The 12,709-nt window shown below is 58.3% G+C and carries 10 protein-coding genes; 8 read left to right on the top strand and 2 right to left on the bottom strand.

Features of this window, described 5'->3' with window-relative positions; all coding sequences use genetic code 11:
• Window positions 1-152: 152 nt before the first annotated feature.
• Together rhtA and BZK31_RS13175 are read left to right on the top strand one after the other, a co-directional pair.
• The gene (rhtA, locus tag BZK31_RS13180; protein ID WP_083183415.1) at window positions 153-1,040 is read left to right on the top strand and encodes a threonine/homoserine exporter RhtA; all 888 of its coding nucleotides are present in this window, start codon (window positions 153-155) and stop codon (window positions 1,038-1,040) included.
• Window positions 1,041-1,213: 173 nt separating this feature from the next.
• Window positions 1,214-1,528 (top strand): hypothetical protein, encoded by a 315-nt coding sequence (locus BZK31_RS13175; RefSeq protein WP_083183413.1) that lies wholly within the window; start codon window positions 1,214-1,216, stop codon window positions 1,526-1,528.
• A gap of 24 nt (window positions 1,529-1,552) precedes the next feature.
• Here the strand turns inward: BZK31_RS13175 and BZK31_RS13170 are convergent, their stop codons facing one another.
• Both BZK31_RS13170 and BZK31_RS13165 read right to left on the bottom strand, forming a co-directional pair.
• A complete protein-coding gene (locus BZK31_RS13170) occupies window positions 1,553-3,361 on the bottom strand; it encodes an aminopeptidase P family protein (protein WP_083183411.1) in 1,809 nt (602 codons plus the stop codon).
• A 58-nt stretch (window positions 3,362-3,419) separates the two neighbouring features.
• Window positions 3,420-4,598 (bottom strand): cysteine desulfurase family protein, encoded by a 1,179-nt coding sequence (locus BZK31_RS13165; RefSeq protein WP_083183409.1) that lies wholly within the window; start codon window positions 4,596-4,598, stop codon window positions 3,420-3,422.
• A gap of 1,014 nt (window positions 4,599-5,612) precedes the next feature.
• Between BZK31_RS13165 and BZK31_RS13160 the strand changes: the two genes are divergently transcribed.
• Genes BZK31_RS13160 through BZK31_RS13135 form a run of 6 tightly spaced genes read left to right on the top strand, consistent with a single transcriptional unit; the run spans window position 5,613 to window position 12,697 of the window.
• A complete protein-coding gene (locus BZK31_RS13160; protein ID WP_083183407.1) occupies window positions 5,613-6,413 on the top strand; it encodes a hypothetical protein in 801 nt (266 codons plus the stop codon).
• A gap of 44 nt (window positions 6,414-6,457) precedes the next feature.
• Window positions 6,458-7,579, top strand: coding sequence for a DegT/DnrJ/EryC1/StrS family aminotransferase (locus BZK31_RS13155; protein WP_083183405.1), 1,122 nt, complete (start codon window positions 6,458-6,460; stop codon window positions 7,577-7,579).
• A 5-nt stretch (window positions 7,580-7,584) separates the two neighbouring features.
• The gene (locus tag BZK31_RS13150) at window positions 7,585-9,099 is read left to right on the top strand and encodes a lipopolysaccharide biosynthesis protein (RefSeq protein WP_083183403.1); all 1,515 of its coding nucleotides are present in this window, start codon (window positions 7,585-7,587) and stop codon (window positions 9,097-9,099) included.
• A 3-nt stretch (window positions 9,100-9,102) separates the two neighbouring features.
• Window positions 9,103-10,038 (top strand): glycosyltransferase family 2 protein, encoded by a 936-nt coding sequence (locus tag BZK31_RS13145; protein ID WP_083183401.1) that lies wholly within the window; start codon window positions 9,103-9,105, stop codon window positions 10,036-10,038.
• Window positions 10,028-10,480 carry a low molecular weight protein-tyrosine-phosphatase gene (locus BZK31_RS13140; RefSeq protein WP_083183399.1) on the top strand — a complete coding sequence of 151 codons (453 nt, stop codon included), beginning with the start codon at window positions 10,028-10,030 and terminating at the stop codon, window positions 10,478-10,480. Before BZK31_RS13145 ends, BZK31_RS13140 begins: the two co-directional genes overlap by 11 nt.
• The gene (locus tag BZK31_RS13135) at window positions 10,481-12,697 is read left to right on the top strand and encodes a polysaccharide biosynthesis tyrosine autokinase (protein WP_083183398.1); all 2,217 of its coding nucleotides are present in this window, start codon (window positions 10,481-10,483) and stop codon (window positions 12,695-12,697) included.
• Window positions 12,698-12,709: the final 12 nt, after the last annotated feature.

Raw genomic sequence — 12,709 nt, 5'->3', positions numbered from 1 at the left:
GTCAACCGTTATTTTCAAATAAGAAGAAATCCGCGTCGTCACTCGCAGCTATATAGAAGAACACAAGAGATTGCGCAATATATTGCCCAAGTGGTCAATATTCATCATCATAGCCAGGCCTTATCCCGCTCAGCTCAGGACGCGTTACTTAAATGTCTGCCAAACCCAGCAACATCGCATCACTCTTGTTCCCCTTGGGATTGCTCATAATCGCAATGATCTCGATCCAGAGCGGCGCATCCCTGGCCAAGAGTCTATTCCCCGTAGTAGGTGCGCCAGGTACGACCGCTTTGCGCCTCATCTTTGCCAGCCTGATTCTTCTGGCAGTCCTGCGCCCGTGGCGTGCCAGACTGACCGCCAGATCCTTGCGCACTGTAATGCTGTACGGCATTTCGCTGGGAAGCATGAACATGCTCTTCTATATGTCATTGCAAACCGTTCCGCTAGGCGTCGCTGTTGCACTGGAATTCACCGGCCCGCTGGCTGTAGCGCTGTGGTCGTCGCGCAAGTTCATCGACTTTCTCTGGGTGATATTGGCGGTAATCGGCCTGCTTCTGCTCATCCCGCTCGGACAAACAAGTGCAAGCATTGATCTGGTGGGTGCCGGCTATGCACTGGGGGCTGGTGTCTGCTGGGCCGCTTACATTTTGTTCGGGCAGAAGGCAGGAGCGGACAATGGCGTTCAAACCGCAGCCTTGGGCGTCACCATCGCCGCGCTCTTTATCGCGCCAATCGGCGTAATACACGCCGGCTCGGCATTGCTGGACATATCATTGATACCCGCGGCACTGGGTGTCGCGATTCTCTCGACCGCCCTGCCCTACAGTCTGGAGATGGTCGCGCTGACGCGTATGTCGGCGCGAACCTTTGGCACACTGGCCAGCCTGGAACCTGTATTCGCAGCCCTCTCGGGCCTGATTTTCCTCCATGAAGACTTGTCGCTCACTCAATGGCTGGCCATCGGCGCAATCATCGTGGCTTCCATTGGCGCTACGCTGGGCTCGGCACCCGCAAAAACCCAGCTCGTTCCGGCCGACTGAGACCGCTCGCAGGGAAGATTCGACAAGGCACTAGCAATTGTCACGCGCTTGAGCCATGTTTAGCCCCATAACCGATCTCGTTTTCGAGATACAGGTCACGTTTGCACCTGTAACGGGTCACAAGAAGCTCAGGCAGGAAAAGTGCTCAAGTAATGGCTTGCTCAAGGACAGTAATGAAATACTTTTTTATCGCATTAGCCGTACTGGCAGTCGCAGGTTGTGCGGCAACCTCCAAACCGGTAAAGCAAACCAAGCGCGGGATTCACATCAACTGCTCAGGGCTCACCTCTTCTTGGGCTAAATGCTACGAGCTGGCGACCAATGCCTGTACCTCAAGGACATTCAAGGTCATCGCCAAATCAGGTGATGCACAGGAAGAGCCGGAAGATTATCCGTTTGGCCTCAACCCGGCCGGCTATACCAGCCGCAGCATGATCATCGTCTGCAAGAAAGGCACACCGTTGAACGACCCGCTGCCGCAATCCTGAGAAAGCAACAACGGGCGTCAATTATCAGATCGCGACCGTGCGGTCCTGCAACCATTGCAGCGCAGCACCGTCGAGCAGCGGACTCAAGCGTTCGTTGACCTGCGCGTGGTAGTCATTCAACCACTGCCGCTCTTCCTGACTCAGCATCGACAACTCGATGCAGCGTGTGTCGATCGGGCACAGGGTCAGCGTTTCAAACTTCAGGAATTCGCCAAACTCGGTTTTGCCTGCCTCCTGATTGATCACCAGATTCTCGATACGCACACCCCAACGCCCTGGCCGGTAAGTGCCAGGCTCGATGGAAGTGATCATCCCCGGTTGCATTGCAGTCTGCGCAGTGGCGGGCGCCTGGTAGGCAATCACCTGTGGTCCTTCGTGCACATTCAGAAAGTAACCCACACCGTGACCGGTGCCATGCCCATAATTGACGCCTTCGGTCCAGAGCGGCGCACGAGCGATGGCATCCAGCAAAGGTGAAAGAATGCCTTTGGGGAAATGCGTGCGTGACAGCGCGATGACACCTTTAAGCACGCGAGCACAATCCTGTTTCTGTTCGACCGAGGGTGTACCGATCCCCACCATTCGCGTGATGTCGGTCGTGCCTCCCAGGTACTGTCCACCGGAATCGATCAACAACAGGCCATTGCCCTGGATCTGCGCATGTTCGGCTTCGGTCGCGCGGTAATGCGGCATCGCACCGTTGGCGTTGAATCCGGCAATGGTTGCGAAACTGGCCGACACGTACCCCGGACGACGCTCACGCGCCTGGGTCAGTTTTTCATCAATGGTCAGCTCGCTGACAGGCTGCTGCCCCAGCGCACCATCAAGCCAGGCGAAGAACTCACAGAGTGCCGCACCATCCTGTTCCATCGCCTGGCGAATATGCCCGGTATCGGCCTCGGTTTTGCGGGATTTCAACAGGGTGCTTGGATTAAGGTTTTCCACCAGCGTGACTTCGCTGTCCAGATAGTCGAGCAACCCACAGGTAACCCGCGCCGGGTCGATCAGCAGGCGAGCGGACTTGGGCAGTTCACGCAGCGCCGCACCGATCTGGGTGTACTCCATCAGAGCGATACCATCCTGCTCCAGACTGCGACGCACGTCATCACCTACTTTTTTCGCATCCACGAACAGGGTCACGCTTTGTGGCCCGATCAAGGCGAACGAGATGAACACTGGATTGTAGGAAACGTCAGACCCGCGCAGATTGAACAGCCAGGCAATGTCATCCAGCGTGGGAAGGAAATGCCAGTCCGCGCCTTTCTCGCTCATCGCACTACGAACGAGGTCCAGTTTGTCGCGGCGAGATACGGAGGCCTGCGGCGGCAGGTGCTCGTAGACCGGGTTGACGGGCAAGGCCGGACGGTCCTGCCAGAGTTCGATGAGCAGATCGATATCGGTGCGCAGTCTTGCGCCACGTGCGTAGAGCTTGCTGGCCAGTGTTCGGGAGGACGCCACGGCCAGGACCGCACCATCGACCGCAACCACTGTGTCGGCAGATGCCTGATCGGCGAGCCATTCCAGCGGACCTTGCTGACCCGGAATCAGCTTCACCAGTTCGATGCCACTACCTGCCAGCTCTTTGGTCGCCTGCTCCCAATAACGGCTGTCGGCCCACACCCCGGCAAAATTCTGAGTGATGATCAGGGTGCCCACCGAACCGTGGAAACCCGACAACCACTGACGCCCTTGCCAATAACCGGGCAGGTACTCGGAGAGATGAGGATCCGCCGACGGCACCAGATAGGCATCGATGCGCTCCCTGCTCATCAAGGCGCGTGTCTGCGCCAATCGTTCTGCCACGTCTGTGCTGGCTTTGGGTTGCGTACTCATTGGTTCTCCTGCTGACCGGAAATAGGCTGCTGTCACCGGTCAGATAATGGAGCACTCATCAAGACTGAGCAACCGCCCAGAAGGCAGGCTGGATGACACTGGCACGAATCGCCTCCGCAGCGCGGCGGATATCCTGATCGCGGGTAAAGCGTCCGATACTCAAACGGATCGTCTGGCTGGCAGCCTGCGGGCTGTGGCCCAAGGCGAGCAGCACATGAGAGGGGGTGTTTTTGGCCGAGTTGCAGGCCGAGGTCGATGAAAAGGCCAGATGCCGTGCAAGTGCCGCCACGTTCAAATCATCATTGCCGAAGGTAAGGCTCAACGTGTGGGCAATCCTGTGTACCGGACTACCATTGATACACAGGCCCGGGATATCCCGCAGCTCTTCGCGCAGCAGGCGGTTCAGGCGCTCGATTTCGAGAAGCTCGTGATCAAACGCTTCGTCTGCCAGGGCAAAGGCAGCGCCCATGCCGGCGATCTGATGGGTGGCCAGGGTTCCGGAACGCAGCCCCGACTCATGCCCGCCACCATGTATCTGCGCCAGCAATCGCTGTTCAGCACGAGGACCGACGTAAAGTGCACCAATACCTTTGGGGCCGTAGATCTTGTGTGCGGAAAAAGACATCAGGTCCACCGCAAGCGCGCTCAGCTCGATCTTCACCTTGCCCGCTGCCTGGGCCGCGTCGACATGCAACAACGCGCCATGACCGCGCACACGGCGGCCGATTTCAGCGACATCGTTGAGAGTGCCCAACTCGTTATTGACCAGCATCAGCGACACCAGAAAGGTGTCATCGCGCAGCGCGGCACTCACCGCATCGGCGCTGATCAGCCCGTCGGCATCCGGTGCCAGATAAGTGACCGTGAAGCCGCTCGCCTGCAGCTGTTGCGCCGTATCGAGAACCGCCTTGTGCTCGATCTGACTGGTGATGATATGGCCGCCCGTTTTGCCGAGCCTGCGGGATCGCGCCTCGGCCACGCCCTTCAAGGCCAGGTTGTTCGATTCCGTTGCGCCCGAGGTCCAGATGATCTGCGAGGCGCGCGCTCCCACAAGGCCCGCTACCTGCCGGCGCGCATTCTCGACCGCCAGACGTGCATTTTTTCCGAAGCCATGGGAGCTGGACGCAGGATTTCCAAAATTGCCCGACACACCGAGGCACTCGACCATCACCTTGATCACTCGCTCGTCCACGGGTGTGGTAGCGGCGTAATCGAAATACAGTGCTGAATCTTTCATGGCTATTCCTCTGACTGGCATGACCTGCACGAGCGAGCCCGCTGCTGCACTCGATACGAGCCGCGGACGGCAGGCTTCAGAGGTCATCATGCATCAAACGATATAGAACCAAAAATTATTAATTGATATTTAAATAGTACTTTTATGCATATATCATTTGTGCGGTATGTGACGGACAATCCCTTCGGCCCTCCACACGGATTGCCTGACGCGCTACGAACGCTCACGCCACCGCAGGGCATGGCATTTCATATGGCCTTGAATGCATCCGACAAAGCGTCATGCAGGGGCGCAACGTCCAACTCCGCAAAATGTCCCACTTGGCTGTGCAGACGGCCAGGCCACACGGCGGTTAATAATCGAAATCGATCCGCTGACATTGAACACGGTGTTGCCCCAATCAGTGAAGTGCGAAAGAAACAGTGTTTAACCTGAGCCAGTCGGTGTTCGGTTCATTGACAAAGGACGCTCGCTGTAAAGACGCCTGAAAACTGTCAGTTTGCAGGATCATCGCAATGTTGTTTTTTTGACTCATTGTGAAATCAACGACTTAATAAACCAGTGAAACCATTTATCAAAAATTTAACAGAAAGCTGACGAAATAATTTGACAGAATCGTGGGCCCTACCAATATATAGCACTGTCAGACGCGTTCTGGTTTGTACGCTAATGCCACAGTGCACTGCGCAGGATGTTATCACGCTGTCGCTATTTGTTGTTCTGCCCGCGAAGTTAGTTGTTTCCGCAGTGCCTTATCGGCGCTGGTGGATGTCTGTTGACTCATAAAACCCTTGTATTTTGCTGAACGCGTTCGGTGTGGCGGTAGCATTGTCCGAAGCAATCCGCCATGCGAAACCCGCTCGAGAAAATACTGCGTGGGCATTCGTCGGATAGATGTAGAGCGCATGGATCGCATGATTCGGGCGGTAGCGTGCCCGATAGAACGTTTTTCCACTTGTCAGCCAGTTGTTTGCCTTTGGTTGTTCGCCTCCCCTGAACCCGAGGTGCCACTGAATGCCCTGTCTACCCGATTTGAACGAGCAACATGTGCAAGGCCTGGCTCATGAAATGGACGCCCACGGCTTCGCCCGATTGAAGAACGTACTCAATGAAACCGATCTCGAACAATTAAGAGCGTTCACCGACCGCCAGGCGTCACAGCATCCGGGCGAGTACTTCGCCTATCACGGTGAAGCGGCATTGAGCGAAAGCCTGCTGGCCAGCCTCTGGTCAGCGCCCGAGTTCAAACAGTTGCTGGGCAAGCTCTATGCGCATGGCGCACACCGGCAAAGCATCAGCGATCAGATATTTCCGGTGCTGCGCTGCGTTCAGGGTGAACAAGGCCTGCGCGAGTCCAACTGTTTCCACTTCGACGCCAGTCTGGTTACTGCGCTGATCCCGATCTACATCCCGGTCGAGGGTGAAGAATGCGGCGACCTGATGCTGTTTCCCAACCTGCGCAACGTGCGTAATCACATCGCCCTAAATGTCATCGAGAAGTCGCTGCTGCAAAACCGCTTGACCCGCTGGGTCATGCGCACGGCCATCAAGCATCAGTGGCTTTCCCCCAAGATTCTCAAACTGCAACCGGGTGACATTTACCTGTTCTGGGGTTATCGCACGCTGCATGCCAATCAGGCTTGCAGTCCCGGCCTGAAACGTGCCACCGCCATCTTCCATTTCGGCGATCCGCACAGTGGCAGCCGGGTCACACGCCTGATTCTCGACAAGAACCAACGCCGTGCTGCGCGAGTCAGCGCGCAGACCAGTATTTCGCCTCCTGAAACCGACACGCATCAATCGCCAACGCACTGAATCCACCCGGCAACACACTGATCCACAGAAACATGGAGGCTTCGATGATTAACGTGACCAAGACCTACCTTGGTGATATCGACAAGTTCAAGCGGTATGTCGAGGGGATCTACGCGCGCGGCTGGCTGACCAACCACGGTCCGCTGGCCGGCGAACTCGAAAACCGGCTCAAGGAGTACCTGGGGGTCCGGCACATCATCCTGACTAATAACGGCACCCTCGCCCTGCAGGTCGCGTATCGCGCGCTGGGTCTGAGCGGCAGCGCCGTCACCACGCCATTCAGCTTCGTCGCGACCAGCAGTTCGCTGCAGTGGGAAGGCATTCGGCCGATCTTTGCCGATATCGATCCGGGCACCTGGAACATCTCGCCCGAACTCATTGAACGCAGCATCGAAGCAGACACCACGGCCATTGTCGGCACCCATGTATTCGGCAATCCATGCGCCGTGGACGCCATCGATCAGATCGCCCGCAAACACAAACTCAAGGTGGTGTACGACGGTGCCCACGCCTTTGCGGTACGTCACGCGGGCCAGTCGGTGCTCAACCGCGGAGACATCAGCACCCTGAGTTTTCACGCCACCAAGCTGTTTCACACCATCGAGGGCGGCGCGATCATCACCAACGACGACGAACTCGCCCACCGTGCCTACCTACTGTGCAACTTCGGCATCGCCGACGTCGACAAGATCGACGGCATCGGCATCAACGCCAAGCTCAACGAGTTCTCGGCGGCCATGGGCCTGTGCATTCTGGACAATATCGAGAACATCCTCGAAGAGCGGGCCGAAATCGCTCATCGCTACACTTCGAGGCTGGAGAACTACCTCGACCTGCAAGAGCCGCAGGCCGACAGCGAACTGAATCACAGTTACTACCCGATAGGCCTGCGCGACGAACAGGCCCTGCTTGAAGTGCGTGCGGCGCTCAACCTGCGCGAGATCAATCCGCGGCGTTATTTCTACCCATCGCTGGATACCCTCGAATACCTGCAACCGCAGCCTGGCCAGCCCGTTTCGCGAGCATTGAGCGAGCGCGTGTTGTGCCTGCCGATTTATCCGGGGCTGCCAAAGGACGATCAGGAGCGCGTCATCCAGACGCTGATCGAGTCCTGCAGCCTGGACCGTGTGAGTTACCCGGACCCCGCCATCGCTCAGGTCATTTGATAGCCATGTCGAACCAACGGTCTGTGATTCGCAATACGGTCCTGAACTACGTAGGCCAGGCCTATGTGCTGCTGGTCGGGATTCTGATTCTGCCTTTTTACCTGGGGCATCTGGGCGCGGAGGTCTATGGGCTGATCGGGTTCTTCACCGTCCTGCAGGCGTGGCTGCAACTGCTCGATGCCGGGTTGTCGCCCAGCCTGGTGCGGGCCGTAGCGCACGGGCGAGGCACTGCGGGCAACGAACAGAGCGCGGGCCGTCTGCTGCGCTCGTTCGAACTGATGTTCCTGCCGATGGCGATCATCAGTTGCACGACGATTTACCTCGCCAGTCCGTGGATCGCCACACACTGGCTCAACGCCAACGCCTTGCAACCGCAGACGCTGATCAATTGCCTGGGGCTGATGGGGATTGTCATCGCGCTGCGTCTGTATTCAACGCTGTATAAAAGCGGGATTCAGGGGCTTGAACAGCATGGCTGGCTGAACGCGGTCAACGTGCTGATTGCCACTCTGCGTTATTTCGGTGGCCTGGCGCTGGTCAGTCAGTTTTCGCAACAGCCGCAGGACTTCTTCGAGTTTCAGGTCGCCGTCGGGTTGATCGAAGCCCTGATCTTCGCAACGCGCGCCTGGCAACAGATGCCCGTTGCGCGCTGGTCAACCGGCTTCGACTGGCAGTTAGTCAGGCCGATCCTGCCGTTCGCCGCGAGCATGTCGGTCAGCGCCGTGCTGTGGATTGTGCTGACTCAAATGGACAAGGCACTGCTGTCGAGCCTGCTGCCGCTGGATCAATACGGTTACTTTTCGCTGGTCGCCCTGATCACCACCGGCATCATGATGCTGACCAATCCGCTGGTTCAGACCCTGCTGCCACGCCTGACCGTGCTGATGGCCGAAAACCGGCGCGATGACATGCACGGCCTGTTTCTGGCAGCTCACCGGTTCGTCTGCACGTTTCTGTTTCCGCTGGCGGCGGTCATCGCACTGTATGCCGAGCCGTTGATTCTTGCCTGGACCGGCGATGCCGAAGCGGCGCGCTGGAGTCGTCCGATTCTGAGCTGGTATGCGCTGGGCAGCGCGATCATGGCGGCCAGTGCCTTCCAGTTCTATCTGCAATACGCCTACGGCCAGATGCACTTGCACCTCTGGTACAGCGTGATATCGGCGCTGATCACCGTACCGACGCTGTTTCTGGCCATTCATTACCAGGGCGTGTACGGCGCCGCACTGGCCTGGTTCTTTCTGCGCGCCGTGTCGTTCGCCCTCTGGCCGATGATCGTCCATCAACGTCTGGCGCCGGGCATCCACGGGCAATGGCTGCGCGACATTCTGCGCATCAGTGTGATGACCGCTGTTGGCCTGTACATCAGCCAGCCGGTGTTCGGCCTGATTGCCGGCGAGAGTCGCACCAGCCTGTTCCTCGCCCTGGCCGCCTGCGGGCTGATCACCCTGATGCTGGTGGCCGCCAGCTACAAGCCCCTGGCGTTGAAGATCTATATCTTGTTCAGCAAACCGAGTACATGAGCCATGGATGTCACTGCAAAAACCACCGGCACGACCCGCCCGGAGCCCCCGCTGCTGAGCATTGTCTGCCCGGCCTACAACCAGGAAGCCTTCATCGCTCAGACGCTGGACGGGTTTCTGTCGCAGCAGACCTCGTTCGCCTACGAGATTCTGGTGCATGACGATGCCTCAACCGACGGCACGGCACGCATCATTGCGCAATACACCGAACGCCATCCGACGATCATTCGGCCCTTCTATCAACAGGTCAATCAGTACAGCCAGGGCATTCCCTGCGTACCGAACCTGTTCGCCAAGGCCCGCGGGCGTTACATCGCCTACTGCGAAGCCGACGACTACTGGACGGATCCGCGCAAGCTGCAATTGCAGGTGGATTTCCTCGAAAGCCATCCCGACTACGTCATCACCTATCACGACGCCTTCGCCTTCGACGAAAACGGTGAGTACGGCATTCAGTTGCAGGGTGATCTGCGCGCCGATGCTACCAGCCTGGAGTTGCAGAAGGCGCGGCGCATCTCGACCCTGACCACCTGCTTTCGCAACGTGTTCAGCGTCATGCCACCGGAGCTGCACATCCGCATCGCACCGCTGAACGACCTCTGCTGGTGGTCGCTGCTCGGCGCGTACGGCAAAGGCAAATTCATCGCCGAGATCAAGCCTGCGGCGTACCGGCTGCACCCCGGCGGGGTGTTTTCGATGCGCAGCGACAAGCGCAAGTTGCACATGAGCCTGCAGACCTGTTCCAGCCTGGCCAACTACTACAACCGTCTTGGCAATCAGCCGCTGTACGAATACTTCCTGATGCAGACGGTCTGCCTGTCGCTGGCGGCGCTCGAACCTCGCCACAAACTGCAGACGCTGTTGATGGTAGCGCGCAATTTTACCGTCAACCTGAGCAAACGACTCTGGTCCGCCACCGGCAAAGCCCATGTTCAGTAATGTTCTTGTGGTGTGCGTCGGCAACATCTGCCGCAGTCCCATGGCCGTGGCGCTGTTGCGCCATCGCCTGGCAGAACCCGAGGTGCGTGTTCAGTCGGCCGGGATCGCCGCGCTGTCCGGCTCGCCGATGGATCCGCTGGCCAAGGCGGTCCTGCAATCGCATCACGTGCCGACACGCCGCCACGAAGCGCGTCAGGTCAACCGGCACCTGCTGCATCAGGCGGACCTGATCCTGCTGATGGAGCAGGCGCATATCCCAAGGATTCTCAAGCTGGCGCCGGAAGTACGGGGCAGAACGTTCCTGATCGGCAAGTGGCAACACACGCTCGAAATAGCCGACCCGTATCAGCGACCCAAGTCAGCCTTTGAACAGACCTATCAGCATCTCTCGCGGTGCGTCGATGACTGGCTTCCTCATCTTCAGTCAGGAGAAACAAGATAAATGACCGTCATGAACCGTCCTTCCCTGGACTACTACCAGGACACCCGGATCGATTTGGCAACTATCTTGCGTATGTTGTTCGATCACAAGAAGTTGATCATCTGGACCGTGAGCCTGTTTTTCCTCGTCGGTCTGGCGTATGCCATCCTGGCCACGCCGGTGTACCAGGCCAGCGCGATGATCCAGATCGAACCGAAGAAAGTCGGGATCGAAGGCACCCCCGAGATCAACAACAAGCCATCGTCGGTGTCTCAGGCGACCACTGAAATAGAGCTGATCAAATCACGCGCCCTGCTCGGCAAAGTCGTGGACGACCTGAAACTGAATCTGGTGCAGACGCCGGATTTCTTCCCGGTGATCGGCCCATACCTCTATCGCACGTTCAAACCCGAATACGACGGTGCGCTGGCCGAGCCGTTGTTCGGCCTTACGCAGTACGCGTGGGGCGGCGAGAAAATCGACGTCTTCCAGTTGGAGGTGCCCGAGGCACTGCTGGGTGAAAAACTGACGTTGGTGGCGGGCAAACCCGAGCAGTTTTCGCTCTACGACAGCGACCACAACCTGCTGCTCAGCGGCGCCACCAATCGCATCGTCGAAGGCAATGGCGTGAAGATCCAGGTCGCCGCCCTGCGTGCACATCCCGGCACCGAATTCACCCTCTCGCGCCAGCGCACGCTGACCTCGGCGCTGATCTATCAGAACCGTCTGAAGATCACCGAAGCAGGCAAAGACTCGGGCATCATTTACCTGTCCATCGAAGACCAGGACCCCGACCGGGCCAACAAGATTCTCGATGAAGTCAGCCATCTGTACGTGCGGCAGAACGTCGAACGCAGTTCGGCCGAAGCGGCCCAGCGCCTGCAATTTCTGCGCTCGCAACTGCCCATGGTGCGCAAGCAGCTGGAAGAGTCGGAAGTGGCTCTGAACAACTTCCAGACCAGCGCCAAATCGGTGGACCTGAGCATCGAAACCAAAGGGGTGCTGGACCAGGTGGTCAAACTCGATTCGATGCTCTCGGAACTGAAGCTCAAGCGTGTCGAAATCGAGCGGCTTTACACCCAGGAACATCCGACCTATCGCAGTCTGATGAGTCAGATGAGCCAGCTGGAGCAGCAAAAACAGGGCCTGCTGAAAAAGATCGAAGCCTTGCCGATGACGCAACAGGAACTGCTGCGCCTGACCCGCGACATGCAGGTCACCAGCCAGACCTACACGCTGATGCTGAACAAGAGTCAGGAGCAGGACATCCTGCGAGCCGGCAGCATCGGCAACGTGCGGGTCATCGACAACGCCGACACCAACGTCGAAAGACCGGTCAAGCCGATGAAAACCCTGGTGGTGCTGCTGGCCACTCTGGTCGGCGCGCTGGTGGCCGTGACCATCATATTCGTTCGCCAGGCGTTCTACCGCGGCGTGGAAAGCGCCGAAGTCATCGAAAACAGCGGCATGCCGGTCTATGCCTCGTTGCCCTACTCGCGTCAGCAGGACCGCCTGGAGAAAAACATCAAGACCGGCGCTTCGCCCAACGAATCGAAACTGCTGAGCATCGCTGCGCCCAACGAACTGGCCATCGAATCATTGCGCAGCCTGCGCACCAGTCTGCACTTCGCCATGCTCGAAGCACGCAACAACGTGCTGATGATTTCCAGCCCGTCGCCGGGCGCGGGCAAATCGTTCGTGTCCAGCAACCTGGCGGCCATCATCGCGCAGACCGGCAAGCGCGTGCTGCTGATCGATGCCGACATGCGCAAGGGTTACCTGCACCGCATCTTCGGTTTGCAGCCCAAGCACGGTCTGTCCGACACGCTCGCCGCACGCCTGAAATGCACTGATGTGATCAATCACACCCCGATTCGCCACCTGGATTTCATTTCCTGTGGTTTCGCAGCGCCCAACCCTTCGGAACTGCTGATGCATGACAATTTCAACAAGATGCTCACCGAGCTGTCTCCGCTGTACGACCTGATCCTGGTCGATACGCCGCCCATTCTGGCGGTGACCGACGCCACGCTGGTCGGCCGCCAGGCGGGCACCTGCCTGCTGGTTGCGCGCTTTGGCGTGACCACCCTCAAGGAAGTCGAGGCCTGCAAACGCAGACTCGGGCAGAACGGCATTCTGATCAAAGGGGCCATTTTCAACGCCGTCGTGCGCAAGGCGACCACCTCCGATTACGACTGCGCGGCATATGGCTACAACTACCACCCCGTCAACAAGTGAACGCAACGACGA

This window comes from Pseudomonas floridensis (genome assembly GCF_002087235.1).
GTDB classification, from domain to species: Bacteria; Pseudomonadota; Gammaproteobacteria; order Pseudomonadales; family Pseudomonadaceae; genus Aquipseudomonas; species Aquipseudomonas floridensis.
Note: the sequence above shows the minus strand (reverse complement) of the source record. Positions and strands in the feature narration are given on the sequence as shown.

Coding starts and splice junctions, on each gene's coding strand:
- BZK31_RS13165 (WP_083183409.1), bottom strand. CDS start 4,598: ATGAAAGATTCAGCACTGTATTTCGATTACGCCGCTACCACACCCGTG.
- BZK31_RS13155 (WP_083183405.1), top strand. CDS start 6,458: ATGATTAACGTGACCAAGACCTACCTTGGTGATATCGACAAGTTCAAG.
- BZK31_RS13150 (WP_083183403.1), top strand. CDS start 7,585: ATGTCGAACCAACGGTCTGTGATTCGCAATACGGTCCTGAACTACGTA.
- BZK31_RS13160 (WP_083183407.1), top strand. CDS start 5,613: ATGCCCTGTCTACCCGATTTGAACGAGCAACATGTGCAAGGCCTGGCT.
- BZK31_RS13140 (WP_083183399.1), top strand. CDS start 10,028: ATGTTCAGTAATGTTCTTGTGGTGTGCGTCGGCAACATCTGCCGCAGT.
- BZK31_RS13135 (WP_083183398.1), top strand. CDS start 10,481: ATGACCGTCATGAACCGTCCTTCCCTGGACTACTACCAGGACACCCGG.
- BZK31_RS13175 (WP_083183413.1), top strand. CDS start 1,214: ATGAAATACTTTTTTATCGCATTAGCCGTACTGGCAGTCGCAGGTTGT.
- BZK31_RS13170 (WP_083183411.1), bottom strand. CDS start 3,361: ATGAGTACGCAACCCAAAGCCAGCACAGACGTGGCAGAACGATTGGCG.
- BZK31_RS13145 (WP_083183401.1), top strand. CDS start 9,103: ATGGATGTCACTGCAAAAACCACCGGCACGACCCGCCCGGAGCCCCCG.
- rhtA (WP_083183415.1), top strand. CDS start 153: ATGTCTGCCAAACCCAGCAACATCGCATCACTCTTGTTCCCCTTGGGA.